The sequence below is a fragment of the Streptomyces sp. NPDC060035 genome (assembly GCF_042736635.1).
Lineage (GTDB): Bacteria > Actinomycetota > Actinomycetes > Streptomycetales > Streptomycetaceae > Streptomyces.
Genome location: NZ_JBHWVO010000002.1, coordinates 274,633 through 291,975 on the forward strand (window position 1 = coordinate 274,633; position 17,343 = coordinate 291,975).

The 17,343-nt window shown below is 72.0% G+C and carries 19 protein-coding genes; 6 read left to right on the forward strand and 13 right to left on the reverse strand.

The window, feature by feature from the left end; genetic code table 11:
* Positions 1-60: 60 nt before the first annotated feature.
* On the reverse strand, positions 61-255 hold the full coding sequence (gene rpmI / locus ACFWBQ_RS03855; protein WP_382728978.1) for a 50S ribosomal protein L35: 195 nt from the start codon (positions 253-255) through the stop codon (positions 61-63).
* A 120-nt stretch (positions 256-375) separates the two neighbouring features.
* Positions 376-1,122, reverse strand: a complete 747-nt coding sequence (gene infC, locus ACFWBQ_RS03860; RefSeq protein WP_385483560.1) for a translation initiation factor IF-3 — start codon at positions 1,120-1,122, stop codon at positions 376-378.
* Positions 1,123-1,453: 331 nt separating this feature from the next.
* Here infC and ACFWBQ_RS03865 point away from each other — a divergent pair, with 331 nt between their 5' ends.
* The gene (locus ACFWBQ_RS03865) at positions 1,454-1,816 is read left to right on the forward strand and encodes a DUF1844 domain-containing protein (RefSeq protein WP_329212824.1); all 363 of its coding nucleotides are present in this window, start codon (positions 1,454-1,456) and stop codon (positions 1,814-1,816) included.
* A gap of 86 nt (positions 1,817-1,902) precedes the next feature.
* Here the strand turns inward: ACFWBQ_RS03865 and ACFWBQ_RS03870 are convergent, their stop codons facing one another.
* Positions 1,903-2,631, reverse strand: coding sequence for an SseB family protein (locus ACFWBQ_RS03870; protein WP_385483563.1), 729 nt, complete (start codon positions 2,629-2,631; stop codon positions 1,903-1,905).
* 86 nt (positions 2,632-2,717) lie between these two features.
* Between ACFWBQ_RS03870 and ACFWBQ_RS03875 the strand changes: the two genes are divergently transcribed.
* Positions 2,718-3,611: a serine hydrolase gene (locus ACFWBQ_RS03875; RefSeq protein ID WP_385483565.1), complete on the forward strand. Its 894-nt coding sequence runs from the start codon at positions 2,718-2,720 to the stop codon at positions 3,609-3,611.
* On the opposite strand, the gene mycP is transcribed toward ACFWBQ_RS03875, so the two are convergent.
* The gene (gene mycP, locus ACFWBQ_RS03880) at positions 3,595-4,812 is read right to left on the reverse strand and encodes a type VII secretion-associated serine protease mycosin (protein ID WP_385483566.1); all 1,218 of its coding nucleotides are present in this window, start codon (positions 4,810-4,812) and stop codon (positions 3,595-3,597) included. The genes ACFWBQ_RS03875 and mycP overlap by 17 nt on opposite strands.
* The gene (locus ACFWBQ_RS03885; protein ID WP_385483568.1) at positions 4,809-5,672 is read right to left on the reverse strand and encodes a hypothetical protein; all 864 of its coding nucleotides are present in this window, start codon (positions 5,670-5,672) and stop codon (positions 4,809-4,811) included. Before ACFWBQ_RS03885 ends, mycP begins: the two co-directional genes overlap by 4 nt.
* A 445-nt stretch (positions 5,673-6,117) precedes the next feature.
* Here ACFWBQ_RS03885 and ACFWBQ_RS03890 point away from each other — a divergent pair, with 445 nt between their 5' ends.
* Positions 6,118-7,320: an amino acid deaminase/aldolase gene (locus ACFWBQ_RS03890; RefSeq protein ID WP_385483569.1), complete on the forward strand. Its 1,203-nt coding sequence runs from the start codon at positions 6,118-6,120 to the stop codon at positions 7,318-7,320.
* Between the two features lie 50 nt (positions 7,321-7,370).
* Here ACFWBQ_RS03890 and ACFWBQ_RS03895 read toward each other — a convergent pair whose 3' ends face one another.
* The 6 genes from ACFWBQ_RS03895 to ACFWBQ_RS03920 form a co-directional block, all read right to left on the reverse strand.
* Positions 7,371-7,622: a hypothetical protein gene (locus ACFWBQ_RS03895; protein WP_385483571.1), complete on the reverse strand. Its 252-nt coding sequence runs from the start codon at positions 7,620-7,622 to the stop codon at positions 7,371-7,373.
* A gap of 21 nt (positions 7,623-7,643) precedes the next feature.
* Entirely contained in the window at positions 7,644-7,937 is a 294-nt protein-coding gene (locus ACFWBQ_RS03900; RefSeq protein ID WP_385483572.1) for a hypothetical protein, read from the reverse strand.
* A 52-nt stretch (positions 7,938-7,989) separates the two neighbouring features.
* On the reverse strand, positions 7,990-8,940 hold the full coding sequence (locus tag ACFWBQ_RS03905) for a DUF2510 domain-containing protein (RefSeq protein ID WP_385483574.1): 951 nt from the start codon (positions 8,938-8,940) through the stop codon (positions 7,990-7,992).
* A 199-nt stretch (positions 8,941-9,139) separates the two neighbouring features.
* Positions 9,140-9,928 (reverse strand): 3-oxoacyl-ACP reductase, encoded by a 789-nt coding sequence (locus ACFWBQ_RS03910; RefSeq protein WP_385483576.1) that lies wholly within the window; start codon positions 9,926-9,928, stop codon positions 9,140-9,142.
* A gap of 6 nt (positions 9,929-9,934) precedes the next feature.
* On the reverse strand, positions 9,935-11,299 hold the full coding sequence (locus tag ACFWBQ_RS03915) for an aldehyde dehydrogenase family protein (protein ID WP_385483578.1): 1,365 nt from the start codon (positions 11,297-11,299) through the stop codon (positions 9,935-9,937).
* 7 nt (positions 11,300-11,306) lie between these two features.
* Entirely contained in the window at positions 11,307-12,668 is a 1,362-nt protein-coding gene (locus ACFWBQ_RS03920; RefSeq protein ID WP_385483580.1) for a glutamine synthetase family protein, read from the reverse strand.
* Between the two features lie 74 nt (positions 12,669-12,742).
* Between ACFWBQ_RS03920 and ACFWBQ_RS03925 the strand changes: the two genes are divergently transcribed.
* Both ACFWBQ_RS03925 and ACFWBQ_RS03930 read left to right on the forward strand, forming a co-directional pair.
* Positions 12,743-13,480: a FadR/GntR family transcriptional regulator gene (locus ACFWBQ_RS03925; RefSeq protein ID WP_385483582.1), complete on the forward strand. Its 738-nt coding sequence runs from the start codon at positions 12,743-12,745 to the stop codon at positions 13,478-13,480.
* 111 nt (positions 13,481-13,591) lie between these two features.
* Entirely contained in the window at positions 13,592-14,317 is a 726-nt protein-coding gene (locus tag ACFWBQ_RS03930; protein ID WP_385483584.1) for a gamma-glutamyl-gamma-aminobutyrate hydrolase family protein, read from the forward strand.
* Between the two features lie 187 nt (positions 14,318-14,504).
* Here the strand turns inward: ACFWBQ_RS03930 and ACFWBQ_RS03935 are convergent, their stop codons facing one another.
* On the reverse strand, positions 14,505-15,461 hold the full coding sequence (locus ACFWBQ_RS03935) for a LysR family transcriptional regulator (RefSeq protein ID WP_385483585.1): 957 nt from the start codon (positions 15,459-15,461) through the stop codon (positions 14,505-14,507).
* 70 nt (positions 15,462-15,531) lie between these two features.
* Between ACFWBQ_RS03935 and ACFWBQ_RS03940 the strand changes: the two genes are divergently transcribed.
* Positions 15,532-16,686: a TDT family transporter gene (locus ACFWBQ_RS03940; RefSeq protein WP_385483587.1), complete on the forward strand. Its 1,155-nt coding sequence runs from the start codon at positions 15,532-15,534 to the stop codon at positions 16,684-16,686.
* Here ACFWBQ_RS03940 and ACFWBQ_RS03945 read toward each other — a convergent pair.
* Complete coding sequence (locus tag ACFWBQ_RS03945) at positions 16,625-17,332, reverse strand: helical backbone metal receptor (protein ID WP_385483589.1); 708 nt, start codon at positions 17,330-17,332, stop codon at positions 16,625-16,627. The two genes, ACFWBQ_RS03940 and ACFWBQ_RS03945, sit on opposite strands and share 62 nt — an antisense overlap.
* Between the last annotated feature and the right edge of the window lie 11 nt (positions 17,333-17,343).

The window sequence follows — 17,343 nt, forward strand, 5'->3', positions numbered from 1 at the left end:
AAACGAATTGGTCCCGGTCGGATCGAGGTCGGCCCTCCGGATTCACCGGAGGCCGCGTCCTCACTTGCCGAGAAGCTTCTTGACCTTCTTGACGTCGGCCGGAGCCACGACGACCGTGCCGGACAGCGAGCGGGTCTTCTTGGACGACTTGTGCTCGAGCAGGTGGCGCTTGCCGGCCTTCTCACGGAGCACCTTGCCGGAGCCGGTGATCTTGAAGCGCTTGCTGGCACCGCTGTGCGTCTTGTTCTTCGGCATCGCGCCGTTCTCTCCTCGTCAGTGGCGCCCCTCTCGGTGCGGGCACCGGACTGCAGGGGCGTCAGATCTTTGGGTGGTTCCCGAGGGACCCGGGGGCGCCTGGATGGCAACCCCCAGAGGTCACGCCTCGGAAGGTGTCTCTGAAGGTGTCTCGACCGGAGCCTCGGCAGCTGCGGCCGGGGCCTCAGCGACGTCACTCTCGGGCTCGGCGTCGTCGTGGGCGTAACCCTGACGCTCCGCCTTACGGGCGGCCTGGGCCTCGCGGGCCTCGGCCATTGCTTCGGTCTTCTTCTTGTGCGGGCCCAGAACCATGATCATGTTCCGGCCGTCCTGCTTCGGGTTGGACTCGATGAAGCCGAGGTCCTCGACATCCGAAGCGAGACGCTGGAGCAGTCGGAAACCCAGCTCGGGACGGGACTGCTCACGACCACGGAACATGATCGTGATCTTGACCTTGTCCCCCTGCTTGAGGAACCGGACGACGTGACCCTTCTTGGTGTCGTAGTCGTGCGGGTCGATCTTCGGCCGGAGCTTCATTTCCTTGATGACCGTGTGCGCCTGGTTCTTGCGCGCCTCACGGGCCTTCATGGCCGACTCGTACTTGAACTTTCCGTAGTCCATGAGCTTGCACACGGGGGGACGGGCTGTCGCCGCCACCTCGACCAGGTCGAGGTCGTACTCCTGTGCGAGCTCCAGGGCCTTGGCAAGCGGAACAATCCCGACCTGCTCGCCGCTGGGACCGACAAGTCGCACCTCGGGAACGCGAATCCGGTCGTTGATGCGGGGCTCGGCGCTGATGGATCCTCCTCGGTAGCGCCACGCGACCGCCTGGCGGACAGCCGCGTAACGTCTGTTGCGTAAGACCAACCGAGCCGGGAAAAGGAAAAAAGCCCCGGACGGGACACAGGCGGGGCTCCTGGAAATACCGGAACACCGCCGCGGTCAACCGCGGGGCGCATCGGGCAGCCCCATCGTCCGTACGGAACGATGGCCGCTGCCTGACCGGTGACCCGCCATCCGTGAGGACGGCCAGGTGGGAGATCGGAGCCTCCACTTGTGGGCCGAGCACATAGGTGTCCGGCCGGTCGTTACACAAGGTTAGCAGCTTCACCGGGCCGCGGCCAACGCGCTGCCCCGCAGTGCTCCGCAGGTGCTCCCGCAGACAGAGCCGTGCGGACGTGGCCTTATCGTGTGGGGCATGAGTGACGCGACCCCCAGCACCGAGAACCCCGGCTTCGACGACATGGCCCGCGACATCGCGGAGGTCCCCGCGGTCGAGGTGATCGTGACCGTCGCCGTCAATCTGATGAGCGCGGCCGCCGTGAAGCTCGGTCTGACCGAGGAGGGCGAGCAGCACAAGGACCTGGACGAGGCCCGCAAGCTGGTCCAGGCACTGGCCGGTCTGCTCGACGCGAGCACCACCGAGATCAGCACCTTCCACGCCTCGCCGCTGCGCGACGGCCTGAAGTCGCTCCAGCTGGCCTTCCGCGAGGCCTCGCTCGTACCGGACGAGCCCGGCCAGGGTCCCGGCGAGAAGTACACGGGGCCCGTCTACGGCTAGGCCTCTTCCGCACACACGGACGCGCATACGAAAACGCCATACGTATCTGAGCCCGCTGCCTGCGACAGGCGGCGGGCTCTCGCGTGTCAGCGGGTGAAGAGCGGCTCGCCGGGCGCTTCGGCCCCGGCCGGCAGGAGTGCGAGGTCGATACCGCGCACCAGCCTGGCGCGCAGGACCTCGCTGGCCGACAGTGCGTCGGCGACCCGTCGGGCGGCTTCGGCCACCACCGCGTCCGGGGCGAGGACCAGGGCGAGGGTGCCGTCGGCCTGCCCCGGGCCGAGATGGGCTCGGATCACCGCAGGTTCGGCGGCGACCGCCTCCCGTACGGCAGAGACCACGGCCGGATCGTCGAGCGGGTCCGTGCTGGTGCGGTTCTCGGCCAGGGCGAGCAGCGCCGGGCCGGAAAGTTCGAAGGCGACGGGCCCCGCGAGGTCCAGGACCACCGTGTCCGCCTTCTCGTGCGCGGCGGCCTGCAGGGCCTGGTGCAGGGGTACGGCGACGGGGCGGGCCTGCGGGTCCCAGCGGGCCAGCGAGGCGGTGGAGGTGAAGGCGGGCAGGGCACGCCGGTCACCGGCCTGCAGGGTCGGCACGGCCATGTCGCTGGTCTTCTCGCGACGCAGCCCGTTCTCGTCCTCCTCGGCCTCGCCGAGGACGGCGACGACCGGGACGAGCAGCCTGGCGCCGCGGAGCGCCGCCAGAACAGGGCCGACGGCCGTCCGGTCCTCGGCCCACACGGCGAGCGCCGCCGTCAGTTCGGGGGCGGCCGTGCCGTCGTCGTCGGAGAAACCGGGGTCCGGAATGTTCTTGAGCGCCACACGACGAGCGTAGTGGACGGGTTCTCTCATCCGGGCGACAGGTCGGGCACAGGCTGCTGCCAGCTGCCGTTCCTAGCGTCCGGACCATGTCCCGCCACAGAATCCGCAGGTCCGCGTTGTCCGCCTCCGCGACGGCCGTCGTACTGCTGGCGGGTTCCGCCGCCGGGGGCGCGTATCTGGTGGGTCGCTCGCCGGATCGTGCGCCCGCCGCCGCGGCATCCGTATCGTCCGCGTCGAGCCCGCCGGCTGCGGCGGGCACGAGCGAGGAGCCCGAGGTGGATCTCGACGCGGAGCTTGCCGACGCGCTGGCGCCCCTGACCGGCGACGCCGATGTGTCGGTGGCGGTGCTGGACCCGGAGAGCGGGGCGGGCGCGGTGTACGGGGACGGGGCGTACGACACCGCGAGCATCGTCAAGGTCGACATCCTGGCGGCGCTGCTGCTCCTCGTCCAGGACGAGGGGCGGGAGCTGAGCGGCGCCGAGCACGCCTGGGCGGACGCCATGATCCGGCGCAGCGACAACACATCGGCCACCGAGCTCCTGAAGGTGATCGGCGGTGCCGGGGGGCTGGACGCGGCGAACGAGCGGCTGGGGCTGTCCGGGACGACGGCCGCCCATGCGTGGGGGCTGACGCAGACGACGGCCGCCGACCAGGTGCGTCTGCTGGAGGCGGTGTTCGGTACCGATTCGGAGCTGTCGAAGAGCTCGGCCGCGTATCTGACGGAGCTGATGGGCCAGGTGGAGGCGGACCAGCAGTGGGGGGTGTCGGCGGCGGGCAGCGGCTGGGCCCTGAAGAACGGCTGGATGCCCCGCACGACGACCGGTCTGTGGGACGTCAACAGCATCGGGCGGGTGGAGAGCGGCGGGCGCACCTACCTGGTGGCCGTGCTGTCGCGCGGGCACGCGACGAAGGAGGCCGGTGTCGCCCTCGTCGAGTCGGTGGCGAAGGCCGCTGTCGGCGTGGTCAGCGGCGCCGGCTGAGGCCCACCGGGGTGTTGTTCCTGCCGGTGTGGGCACCCCTGCCACGCCACAGGACCACGGCCAGGGCCAGCAGTGCGGCGCCGAGTGCTCCCGCGGAGGGGGCCAGCCAGCCGGCCGGTCCGTCGTCCTCGCCCTTCGGGGTGGGGCCGGGGCCGAAGTACTGCTTGCGGTAACCGGCCGCGGCGGACTTGGCGCCCAGATTGTCGGGGCGGAGCTTCTCCCCGGCCTCGATCGCGGCGGCGGGGTCGACCAGCCCGTAGCCCCGGGCGTCGTCGCGGCCGCTGGCCGGGGAGTTGCGGGCGGTGTCCGCGAGCAGCGTCTTGATCTGGGCCGGAGACAGCCCGGGGTGCGCGGCGCGTACGAGAGCGACGGCCCCGGATGCGAACGCCGAGGCGGCGGAGGTGCCCCACTCCATGTAGTAGTGCCGGTCGGGGTTGGCGACGACGATGTCGACACCGGGCGCGCTGACGGTGGCATACCAGCGGCTGGTGGAGAACGCGGCGTGGGTGCCGTACTTGTCGACGGCGGCGACGGCGATCACACCGGGGTAGGCGGCGGGGTAGGAGACGCTGTCGCCCTTCTCGCCGCTGTTTCCGGCCGAGGCGACGACGGAGACGCCCTTGCCCAGGGCGTACTGGACGGCTGCGTCCTCACCGGGCTCGGGGTGCGCGGACTTGCTGTCGTCGCCGAGGGAGAGGTTGATGACGTCGGCGCCGTGATCGGTGGCCCAGCGGATGCCGTCGGCGAGAGCGGTGCCGCGCGATTCGCGGGCCTTGGTGCGGGACGGGTCGTTGGACTCGAGGATCACCCGCACGGGCAGGATCTTCGCTTCCGGAGCGACTCCGAGGACGCCGTCGCTCTGTCCGGGTCCGTTGCCGTGGCCCGCGATGATGCCGGCCATCGCGGTGCCGTGCACGGCCCAGGACCGGTCGCCCTGTTCGGCGCCGAAGCCGATGAGGTCCTTGCCCGGGAGTACCTGGCCCTGCAGATCGGGGTGGCTGCCGTCGACCCCGGTGTCCAGGACGGCGACGGTGACGCCCTTCCCCTTCGTGGTCTGCCAGGTCCGGTCCGTGTGGAGGGCCTCCAGGGCCCATTGCTGGTCCCGGAGGGCGTCGGCGTGGGCGGGGGCTGCGGGCAGCACTGCGAACGCGGTGGCTGTCGTCACCGCGGCGAACGCGCGGAGCCGGCGGGGGCGGGTCATTCCGGCTTCTCCGTGAGGTCGGTGACGGTCCTGCGCAGCGTGCGCTCCACCCGGTCCGCGACGCCCATCGCCTCGTGGCCGAGTCCGGCCTCGGCGGGTGCCGTCGTGGCACCTGCCGCCATGGCTGCGGCGGCGGGCTGCGGGTCGGCGACGGTACGGCCGTCGGCGAAACCGGAGACGGCGAACACGACGACGGGCACCTCGGTCAGCACGTTGACCGTCCAGCTGGCCCGCTGCCGGTCACCGAACGCGGCGGCTGCGGTGCCCTCGGCGGGGTAGGTACGGGGCATCAGGTCGGTCCGCGTGTCGAGGTGCTGGCCGGTGAACCGGGTGCTGAGCGCGAGCATCCCTTTGCTGTCCGCCTCGGTGAAGACCAGGCCCACCGTGGTGACGCTGCTGCGCGTCGCGTCGGTGTAGGTGGCACGCACCATGCGCTCGCAGCCGACCGGGCGGAGCGCCTTGAGGAGCAGGGGGTCCAGGCCCGCCGCGCAGTCGCTGTCGGTGGCGACGGCGACGCGTGTCCAGACCCGGTCGGTGGACCCCGGCCCCGCACCGTCGCCCTTGAGAGTGCGCGGGAAAAGGGTGTCGACGGGGACGCTGTGCCAGGCGGAGCGGCCGACCGTGTACGCGGTACCGGCTCCGGGTTCGGCCGCGGAGTCCTCCGTGAGCCAGGTGCCGGTGACCGCGCCGCCTATCAGCCCGAGGCCGAGTACGACGCAGGCCACCGCGGCCGCGGCCTTGGCGGGGTGCCGGGTCTTTATGGGGCGCAGCCGGGTGGTGGTCTCGACGGGCGTCTCGGCGTACGCGTAGTACGCCCCCGGCGGGGCGGGGGTCGCTCCGGGGCGCGGGGTGAGATCCACCGCGCCGACGGGCCTGCGCCTGGTCGCGGGCGGCGGAGGCGGTGGGCCAGGGGGTGCGGGCGGTACGACACGCAGTTGGGTGGTCGTCTCCACGGGCGGGGGCGCGTCGTCCGCAGGACGGGGGGCGGGAGCCGCCGGGCGGGTTGCGGGGGCATGCGTGGGCTGTGCGCCGACGGGCGGAGCGGAGGGCCGGTCAGGGACGGGCGGTGGGGTGGTCGGGCGGGGCGGCACAGGAGCGCGCTGCGCTTCGGTACTCATCCGGCCCCCTGGTTCACGTCCCCGTACCGCCCGCGGATCACCGTCCCGGACACCGGCCGCCGGTCATCCGCGTGACCGTCACTCTACGGGGTGAAGGACGCTCCGTGGGCACGGGGCGGAAGGCACGGGGGGATCTGCACCGAACGTCCCCCTACCCAGTGATACGGCCGTCTGGCAAGCTGCGGCCATGACTGCCCGCGCCGCTGACCGGACCCGTTACAACCGGGCCACCGCCCATCTCGACGCCCCTGTGGCCGTGGTTGACCTGGAGGCTTTCGACGCCAACGCCGACGACCTCGTGCGCCGGGCGGGCGGGAAGCCCGTCCGGGTGGCGAGCAAGTCGGTGCGCTGCCGCGCTCTGCTGGAGCGGGTGCTCGCACGTCCCGGGTTCGCCGGGATCATGTCGTTCACCCTGGCGGAGTCGCTGTGGCTGGCCCGGGCCGGTTTCGACGACGTACTGCTGGCCTATCCGTCGGCCGACCGGGCCGCGTACGCCGAGCTGGCGGCCGATCCCAAGCTGTCGGCGGCCGTCACCGTGATGGTGGACGACCACACACAGCTGGAGCTGATCGACGCGGCGCGTGCGGGCGGTACCGAGGAGATCCGGATCTGCCTGGAGCTGGACACCTCGCTGCAGATGCTCGGCGGCCGGGTCAGGATCGGCGCGCTGCGCTCCCCTCTGCGCTCGCCCGCCCAACTGGCCGAGCTGGCCCGCTCGGTGGCCCGCAGGCCGGGCTTCCGGCTGGTGGGGCTGATGGCGTACGAGGGCCATGTCGCGGGAGTCGGGGACTCGATCGCCGGCCGGCCACTGCGGTCGCGTGCGGTCCGGCTGATGCAGGCTGCGGCCCGCAGGGAGCTGGCAGCCAGGCGGGCGGACGTCGTGCGGGCCGTCCGGGCGGTGACGCCGGACCTGGAGTTCGTGAACGGCGGCGGCACCGGCAGTGTGCAGCACACCGCGGCCGAGCCTGCGGTGACCGAGATCGCGGCCGGTTCGGGGCTGTACGTACCGCGGCTGTTCGACAACTACACCTCGTTCACGGGCCGTCCGGCCGCCCTGTTCGCACAGCCCGTCGTCCGGCGGCCGGGCGTGGGCGTGGTGACGGTGCTGGGCGGCGGTTATCCGGCGTCCGGGGCCGCGGGCGCGGACCGGCTTCCGGTCCCGTACCTGCCCGAAGGGCTGCGCTACGACCCGCAGGAGGGCCCGGGAGAGGTACAGACGCCGCTGCTCGGCTCGCCCGCCGACGATCTGCTGATCGGGGACAAGGTGTGGTTCCGGCACGCCAAGGCCGGTGAGCTGTGCGAGCGCTTCGAGGAACTGCAGCTGATCGAGGGCGACCGCATCACGGCGACCGTGCCGACGTACCGCGGCGAGGGCCGTACGTTCCTCTAGCCCGTCAGAACCCGGGGCCGGTCAGCTCGTGCGGCTCACCCAGCGGCTGTCTACCGGAGGTCCTGCGTCATCGGGCGGACGGTGAAACGTTCTTCCGGGAAGAGGGCCATCACGGCGATCCGGGAGCCGGGCGTCTTGCGGGTCCGGCCGGAGGCGGGGGCCGTTCCCGGTGAGGTCTCCTCGATACGGAGGTGGCTGACCTTCCGGTCCATGAGCAACGCGTAGAAGCGCAGCAGCTCGTATCCCTCCTCCGCCTGGGGCCGTCCGGTGAACAGCAGTGTCTCGGACTCCCCGAACAGCACCGACGGTCTGCCGTCGAGGACCTAGGCGATGTCGCGGACGCCGGTCGGCTCGATTCCCAGGAGGCCTCCGGAGAGGTGGTCCGCGGCGGCCCGGGAGCCGTCTTCCTGGCGGTGCGACGCGTAGATCTCCTCGGCGACGAGACCGTCCTTGCGCCGGTGCAGCAGCAGGGCGAAGCCGAGGTCGCCACGGACGCACAGGTCGGCGACGGCAGCCCCGGACGCGCTGTCGAGCCGGGTGGGCACGGCCGGGGCCGCGCCGGTGTCCCGCGTGGAACCGGCCGTCGGGGCGGCATGCGCGAGTTCTGCCGGATTCATACGGTCCCGGCCTCTGTTGTCCGCGAAGGAACGTCGATCCCGGCGAAAGGCCTCAGGGCCCCACGGAGCTGCCGACGCCTCCGCCGGTTGCACTGTCACCGAGCGGGCGGATGCTCCGGGTGATGGTGTCCATGAGGGAGACCGGCAGCTCGTCCTGGCCGGCGTCGAAAGCGAAGCGCACAATGACCGGTGTTTCGCTGCCGACCGAGGAGGGGAAGACGAGCGACTGCACGAATCCGCCGGGGCCCTTGCCCGTGGTGACCTGCCGGCGCACCAGATATCCGGTCCGCCCGGCCACGCTCACGGACGTGGACGCCAGTTCCTTGTGCGACGTGATACCGCCGTGGATCGAGTCCCCGACGAAGTCCTCCCCGTAGGCGTTGTCGGCGGCGGTCTCGATGTCCTGCTTGGCCAGGGCCTCGACGGACGTGACGTCGGTGCCGCTCGCGGTGCGGACGGTGACCGTGCCGTGGTAGCAGTAACTGCCGGAATCGCCGGGGCATTTGTAGGAGTCGACCGTACGCATCGTGGTCGCGTCGTCGAGAGTGCTCTCCGGCTTCTCCCAGCCCCCGGGGACCGGCAGGGTGATCCCGTTGAGCTGGTCGACGAGCACCTTGGGGTCGTCCGCCGGGGAGCCGTCGGCCGACGGGGTGTCCCCGCTCGGGGTGTCGGTGACACCGGTCGCCGGTGCGGAGCTGCTGGGCCCAGGACCTGCCTGCGTGCCTGGGGCGTCGTCCTTGCCCAACACCAGGATTCCGGTGACGACCGCACCGGCGATCACCAGGACCGCCAGCGCGACCGCGACGGCCGGGGCGGTACCGCCCCGGCCCGGGGCGGGAGCGGGAGCGGGAGCCACCTGCGGTGCGAACTGCTGCTGGAACATGGCGGGTTGCGCGACGGCGAGCGGCCGGGTGTGCCCGGTCCAGGCCGTGCCGTCCCACCAGCGCTCGATGCCGGACGTACTCACATCCGGGTACCAGCCGGGAGGTGTCGCGTTGCTCATGGCTCCACTCTAGATTCCGGCCCGAGGGGGTGTCCGCACAGTCCCGCCGTGCGCCCGAGGGGCGTGGCCCCCAGCCTCCGGTGCGTGCCGTCGCAGGACGGAGGACCGGCCTCGTACTGGACGTACTCGGCCGGTGCGACAACGCGGCGCGTGTGCGTCCCCAGGCGTCGGAGGCCGGGCGGGACTGTGCGGACATCCCCTAGAGGGGCGTCACGTACGCCCCCGAGATTCCGCCGTCGACAAGGAAGTCGGTGGCGTTGACGAACGAGGAGTCGTCGCTCGCCAGGAAGGCGACGGCTGCCGCGATCTCCGTCGCCTCGGCGAACCGGCCGACGGGAATGTGCACGAGTCTGCGGGCGGCCCGCTCGGGGTCCTTGGCGAACAGTTCCTGGAGGAGTGGGGTGTTGACCGGCCCCGGGCACAGGGCGTTGACGCGGATCCCCTCCCGGGCGAACTGCACACCGAGCTCGCGGGACATCGCGAGAACACCGCCCTTGGACGCGGTGTACGAGATCTGGGAGGTCGCCGCGCCCATCCGGGCCACGAAGGAGGCGGTGTTGATGATCGAACCGCGTCCCTGGCGCCGCATGTAGGGAAGGGCCGCCTTGCAGCAGAGGTAGACGGAGGTGAGGTTGACGTCCTGGACGCGCTTCCACGCCTCGAGTCCGGTGGTGAGGATGGAGTCGTCGTCGGGCGGCGAGATACCGGCGTTGTTGAAGGCGATGTCCACGGAGCCGTAGGTGTCGTACGCGGCCTTGAAGAGCGCCTCCACCTGCTCGGGGTCGGTGACGTCGACCCGTACGAAGATACCTCCGGCCTCCTTCGCGGCCGCTCTGCCCGCGGCTTCGTCGATGTCGCCGCAGACGACGTGGGCCCCTTCGGATGCCAGCCTGCGGGCGGTGGCACGACCGATTCCGCTGCCCGCTCCGGTGATGACGGCGGTTCGGCCGGCCAGGCGGCGGCAGATGTTCCCGGTGTCGGTGGTCATGCGTGTTCAGGCCTCCGTGCCGATGAAGACGTTCTTGGTTTCGGTGAATGCCGCGAGGGCGTCGGGCCCCAGTTCACGGCCGAGTCCGGATTGCTTGTAGCCGCCGAACGGGGTCCAGTAGCGGACGGCGGAGTGGGAGTTGACGGACAGGTTCCCGGCCCGCACCGCCCGGGAGACCCGCAGGGCACGGCCCACGTCGCGGGTCCAGATCGAGCCGGCCAGGCCGTAGTCGGTGGCGTTCGCCAGCCGGACCGCGTCGGCCTCGTCCTCGAAGGGCAGCACGACGGCGACCGGCCCGAAGACCTCCTCGGTGGCGACGCGCGCGTCCGCGTGGACGTCGGTGAGGACGGTCGGCGGGAACCAGAAGCCGGGGCCTTCGGGGGCGTTGCCCCGGATACCGGCCGCGCCCTCGGGGAGGTACGAGCGGACCCGCTCCAGCTGGGTGCGGGAGATCAGCGGGCCCATCATGGTCTTCTCGTCGGAGGGATCGCCCACCACCACCGAGGCGACGGCCGGGGCGAGGAGTGCCAGGAAGCGCTCGTGGACCGAGCGCTGGACGAGGATGCGGCTGCGGGCGCAGCAGTCCTGGCCGGCGTTGTCCAGGAAGGACATGGGGGCGGCGGCTGCGGCCGCCTCGATGTCGGCGTCCGCGAAGATGATGCTGGGGCTCTTGCCGCCGAGTTCGAGGGTGAGCCGCTTCACGCGGTCGGCGCACGCGGCCATGATCTGCTTGCCGACACCGGTGGAGCCCGTAAAGACGATCTTGGCCACTCCGGGGTGTTCCACCAGGGCTCTGCCCGCCACGTCACCCGCGCCGGGCAGCACCTGGAAGAGGTGCTCGGGCAGACCCGCTTCCCGGGCGAGCCCGGCCAGGTGCAGGGCGGTGAGCGGGGTGGTCTCCGCCGGTTTGAGGAGCACTGCGTTGCCTGCGGCGAGGGCCGGGGCGACGCCCCAGGCGGCGATCGGCATGGGGAAGTTCCAGGGGGCGATCACCCCGATGACGCCGAGGGGTTCGAGGAAGGTGACGTCGATGCCGCCGGGCACCGGGATCTGACGCCCGGTCAGGCGCTCCACTCCCCCGGCCGCGTAGTCCAGCAGATCACGGACGTTGCCGGCCTCCCAGCGGGCGCTGCCCAGGGTGTGGCCCGCCTCGGTGACCTCCAGCCGCGCGAGCCGTTCACCGTGTTCGTCGACGAGGACGGCGAAGCGGCGCAGCAGCCGGGCGCGGTCGGCGGGGGCCAGGGCGGCCCACACCTGCTGCGCTGCCGCTGCACGCGTGACGGCGGCGCCCACCTCGGCGACGCTCGTGGCGGGGACGGTGGCGACGAGCTCTTCGGTCGCCGGGTTCAGTACTCGGTGCTCGGTGATCACAGGTGCCTCACAGGCGTTCGAAGGAGCGGCGGAGCTCCCAGTCGGTCACCGCGGCGTCGAAGGCCTCGAGTTCGACACGCGCCATGTTGCGGTAGTGCGCGACGATCTCGTCGCCGAAGGCCTCTCGGGCCACGTCGCTGCTCTCCCAGAGGGCCGCCGCTTCGCGGAGTGCGGTGGGGACCTGCTCGTATCCGGCGGTGTAGGCGTTGCCCTCGCACGGTGCCTCAAGTTCGAGTTCGTGCTCGATGCCGTGGAGTCCGGCGGCGACGAGGCCTGCGACGGCGAGGTACGGGTTGACGTCTCCGCCGGGGAGCCGGTTCTCGAAGCGCATCGAGCGGCCGTGCCCGACGACGCGCAGGGCGCAGGTGCGGTTGTCGTGGCCCCAGGCGACGGCGGTCGGGGCGAAGGAGCCGGGCTGGAAACGTTTGTAGGAGTTGATGTTCGGCGCGTAGAGCAGGGAGAAGTCGCGCAGTGCGGCGAGCTGCCCGGCGAGGAAGTGCCGCATCACGGGGGACATCGTGCCGTCCTCGCCCGCCATGACGCTCTGCCCGTCTTCGTCCTGGAGCGAGAGGTGGATGTGGCAGGAGTTGCCCTCACGCTCGTTGAACTTCGCCATGAAGGTGAGCGCGACGCCCTCCTGGGCGGCGATCTCCTTGGAGCCGGTCTTGTAGACGGCGTGCTGATCACAGGTGACCAGTGCCTCGTCGTACCGGAAGACGATCTCGTGCTGGCCGGGGTTGCACTCGCCCTTGGCCGACTCGACGGTGAGGCCGGCGGCGGCCATCTCGTTGCGGATACGGCGCAGGAGGGGCTCGATGCGGCCGGTGCCGAGGACGGAGTAGTCGATGTTGTACTGGTTGACCGGGGTGAGGTCGCGGTAGTTGCGGTCCCAGGCCTGCTCGTAGGTGTCCTTGAAGACGATGAATTCGAGCTCGGTGCCGACATGGGCCGTCAGGCCGTGTGCCGCGAGCCGCTCCAGCTGGCGCCGGAGGATCTGGCGGGGTGCGGCGACGACGGGCGAACCGTCCTCCCAGGCGAGATCGGCGAGAACCATGGCCGTGCCCTCGTGCCAGGGCACCCTGCGCAGGGTGGCCAGGTCGGGGTGCATCGCGAAGTCGCCGTAGCCGTTGGCCCAGGAGGACATCGCGAATCCGTCGACGGTGTTCATGTCCGTGTCGACGGCGAGCAGGTAGTTGCAGCCCTCCGTGCCGTGTTCCAGCACCTCGTCGAGGAAGAACGACGCCGCGAACCGTTTGCCCTGCAGCCGGCCCTGCATGTCGGGAAAGGCAAGGACGACGGTGTCGATCTCGCCGCTCGCGACGAGCACACGCAGCTCCTCGGCCTGGAGCGGGGGTGTTCGGTCTGCCACGGGGTACTCCTCGTTCGGTCAGCCGGAAGGCTTAAGGTATGGGAAGGAACCATTGAGGGGAAGGGGATCGGGACGTGGCGGAAGAGACCGAGGAGACCGGGCCCTTCGACCGCCTGCTGCCCGTACTGAGACCGGTCCGCGCGGGCAACGGCTTCGAGGAGGCGCTGGAGCAGGTCCTCCAGGTGGTCCGGCTCGGCCTGGTGCCCAGCGGCGGACGGCTGCCCGCCGAGCGTGAACTGGCCGAGCTGCTGGGCATCAGCCGCGTCACCCTGCGCGAGGTCCTGAAGGTGCTCCAGGACCAGGGCCTGGTCGAGGCCAGAAGGGGCCGGTACGGCGGCACATTCGTGCTCCCCCGCACCGGCAGGGCCGACGGCGGCGAGCTGCGCCGCCGGGTGGAGGCGGTCGACATCGAGGACGTCCTGCGCTTCCGCGAGGTGCTGGATGCCGGAGCAGCCGGGCTGTGTGCGGCGCACGGCCTCGACGCCGAGGGCGTGGACCGGCTGCGTACGGCACTGATGGCGACACACGAAGCACCCCTGCCCGACTATCGCAGGCTCGACACCCTGTTCCACCTGACGCTGGCCGAGCTCTCCGGCTCCCCCTCGCTCACCGCCCAGTACGCCGCCGTCCGGGCGACCGTGAACGACCTGCTGGACTGCATACCCCTGCTCGTGCGGAACCTCGAGCATTCGCAGCACCAGCACACGGTGCTCGTCGACGCGGTGCTCGACGGCGACGAGGAGGCGGCGCGCGCGGTGATGCGCGAGCACTGCGCCGGGACGGCGGCACTGCTCCGGGGATTCCTGGCTTGATCCCACCCTTCCGGATCATCTCTCTTGCGCACCGAGTCGGCAGATACAAAGGTATGACGCAACACCATTGCACCGGGCGGTCCTCAGACCGCCCGCCGGAGGGACCGCACCATGCACGAACCGCTCATCGGCGTCACCACCTATCTGGAGCCGGCGGCTCGCTGGGGTGTCTGGGAGCTCCCCGCAGCGGTGCTCCCCTCGGCGTATCCCCGGCTGGTCCAGCGGTCCGGCGGCCTGGCGGCACTGCTCCCGCCGGACGCACCTGAGCGGGCCTCGGCCGTCGTGGCCCGGCTGGACGGGCTCGTGATCGCCGGCGGCGCCGATATCGATCCCGGGCTGTACGGCGCGGAGCGCGACTTCAGGACCGGGCCGCCGGCGCACGAGCGCGACGCCTGGGAGCTCGCTCTGCTCCGCGCGGCGATGGAGTCCGGTACCCCGGTGCTCGGTATCTGCCGCGGCATGCAGCTGCTCAACGTGGCGCTGGGCGGCACCCTGACCCAGCATCTGGACGGGCACACCGGTCCGTTCGGCAAGGCGGGGGTCCTCGGCGAGCATCCGGTGGCCCCGGTGCCCGGGACGCTGTACGCCTCGCTCGTGCCGGAGGAGGCGTGCGTACCCACCTACCACCACCAGGCCGTGGACCGGCTCGCCCCGGGTCTCGTGGTGTCCGCACGCGCGGCGGACGGCACGGTCGAGGCGGTCGAGCTGCCGGGCGCCCAGTGGGTGCTGGGCGTGCAGTGGCACCCGGAGATGGGCAAGGACCTCCGGATCATGCGCGCGCTGGTGGAGGCGGCCCGTGCGGGCGCGGAAGCGGCACACCCGGCCGCGACCCGTTAGGACGCGTCGGACGGTGTCCGGCGGGAATCCGTGATGCGCGACGCCTGGGGCGAAGACCCGCCAGGCCTCCACCGATCGCGTCGGCCGGTGTCTCAGCAGCCACCGAACACCCCCCTGCCTTCTTCGATGATCCGGTATCGACCGGACCCCCGACGCATAGGCACGCCCCGGTACCGGTGACGGCCTCTCAGCCGTGAGCCGGACCCGAGGGGTGCGCGGTCAGGGAGAGGAGGTCGCGGGCCGGACCGGTCGGGCGGTGGCCGGCAGGCCAGACCGCGCGCAGCTGCCGGCGCAGCCGGACGCCCGCGACCGGGATCTCCACCAGGCGCCGGGCCGACAGCTCCTCGCCGAGGGCCAGCTCGCTCAGCACACAGGGACCGGCCCCGCTCTCCGCCGCCCCCTTCACCGCCGTGGTCGAGGAGAGCTCCAGCAGCGGCCGCGCGAGTCCGCCGTGCACGGCGAGCGCGGCGTCCAGGACCTGCCGGGTGCCGGAGCCCTGCTCCCGCAGGATCAGAGGTGTCGCCGCCAGCTCCTGCGGAGTCAGCAGGCTGCGGCGGCGGGCCCACGGGTGGGCGGGGGCGACCACGACGACGAGGCGGTCGTGCGCGATGACCGTCCCGTCGAGCCCCTCCGGCACCGACAGACCCTCGACGAAGCCGAGATCGGCCTCACCGGCGAGCAGCCGCAGAGCGACCACGGCCGAATTGCCCGCGGTCAACGACACGGCGGTGCCGGGACGCCCGGCGCGCAGCGCGATCAGCCAGCCCGGCAGCAGGTACTCGGCGATGGTCATGCTCGCCGCGACCCGGAGCCGGGAGTCGCGCCGGTCCCGCAGCGCCTGCGCACCCGCGTCGAAGGCCTCGGCGGCCTCGACGACCCTGCGCGCCCAGTCGGTGACCAGGGCGCCCGCGTCCGTCAGTCGGGAGCCTCTCGGGGAACGGTCCAGGAGCGCGACCCCGAGCTGCCGCTCCATCGACCGGATGCGGCTGGAGGCGGCGGGCTGGGTGATGCCGACCTCCCGCGCGGCCCGGCCCAGGCTTCCGTGCCGGGCGACGGCCAGCAGCAGCACCATCGCCCCGAGATCGGGGACCCGGTGGGACAGGGGGCCGTGCTCGTCACCGGGGCTGGACATCACACTGGACATAAGGCCAGCTTATGACGCCATAGGTCCGGGCTCTCTGGTGGGCAGAGGCTCTCCCGCCGAGAATCGTGGCATGGCCATCTTTCCGCAGGTCCAGTCCCGGGTGTTCGCCCTCGCTCCCGCCCCTCAGCGGATCCCGTCCCTGCGGCACCTGGGCCCGAACTGGTACGCGACGGTCATGGGCACCGCGATCGTCGCCACGGCCGGGGTGGCTCTTCCCGTCCATGTGCCGTGGCTGCGAAGCGCCTGCGTCGTGGTGTGGGCCCTGTCGGCGGTGCTGCTCGGGGTCCTGCTCGCCGCCCGCGCCGGGCACTGGATCCTGCACCGGGACCAGGCACGTGACCACCTCCTGGACCCTGCCGTCGCCCCGTTCCACGGCTGCCTCTCCATGGCGCTGCTCGCGGTCGGCGCTGGCACCCTGCTGGTCGGCCGGGACGTCATCGGGCATCCGGCGGCCGTCGCCGTGGACGCGGTGCTGTTCACGGCAGGCACGGTGACCGGACTCGCCGCGGCGGTCGCGATCCCGTATCTCATGGTCGTACGGCACCGGCCGGCACCCGGCACCGCGTCGCCGGTCTGGCTGCTTCCCCTCGTGGCGCCGATGGTCTCCGCCGCTGTCGGTCCGCTGCTCGTGCCGGAACTGCCCGCGGGCCAGTGGCGCGAGGCGCTGCTGCTGGCCTGCTACGCGATGTTCGGGCTGTCGCTGCTGGCGACCCTGGTGGTCGTGCCGCTCGTCTTCGCGCGGCTTGTGCACCAGGGCCCCCTGCCGCTCGCGCTGACCCCGACGCTCTTCCTCGTGCTCGGCCCGCTGGGTCAGTCGACGACCGCGGTCAATCAGCTGGCCGATGTGGCGCCGGGTGCGATCGGGGCGCCGTACGCCTCGGCGTTCGGTGCGTTCGCCGTGCTGTACGGGGTGCCGGTGATGGGGTTCGCGCTGCTGTGGCTGGCACTGTCCGTGGCCATGGTGGTGCGGGCAGTGCGGCGCGGTATGCGGTTCACGATGACGTGGTGGGGGTTCACGTTCCCGGTCGGTACGTGTGTCACCGGCGCGGCGGGGCTGGCCCGGCACACCGGGCTGACCGCGTTGACCTGGCTGGCGGTGGCGCTCTACGCGCTGCTGGTGGCCGCCTGGGCGTTCGCGGGCGTACGGACGCTGCGCGGGCTGTTCAGCGGAGTGCTGCTCGCAGCGCCGCAGCCGCTTCGGTCAGCGACGGTCCGTACCACGTGAGGTGGCGGCCGTCGACGAGCGCGGCGGGCAGTCCGGGAAAGGCCTCGGGGCCGTCGGTGGCGGTGAAGCGGTACGGCTCGTCGGGCAGGACGACCAGCTCGGCGCCTGCCGCGTTCAGCTCGGCCGGCGCGATACGGGGGTAGCGCTCCGGGTGGTCCGCGTAGACGTTGCGTACACCGAGCCGTGCCAGCAGGTCACCGGCGAAGGTCTCGCGGCCCAGCACCATCCAGGGCCTGCGCCAGACCGGAACGACCGCGGGTCGCAGGGTGGCGGGAGCCGGCAGCGCCGCCCAGGCGGCCTCGGCCTCGTCCAGCCAGTGCGGCCGGCGCAGGCCGCATCCGGTGACCAGGACCCGCTCCAGTTCGGTGAAGGCCTGGCCGAGCGTGCGGACCTCGGTGACCATGACGTTCAGTCCGGCCTCCCGCAAGGCGGCCAGGTCGGGTTCCCGGTTCTCCTCCTCGTTCGCGACGACGAGGTCGGGACGCAGTGCCACCACGGCCGCCACGTCGGGATTCTTCGTGCCGCCGATCCGGGCGGCGGCGAGCTCCGGCGGGTGGGTGCACCAGTCGGTGGCTCCGACCAGCAGGCCGGGGGCGGTGACGGCCACGGCTTCGGTCAGGGAGGGGACCAGGGACACGACACGCACGGCGGAACCCC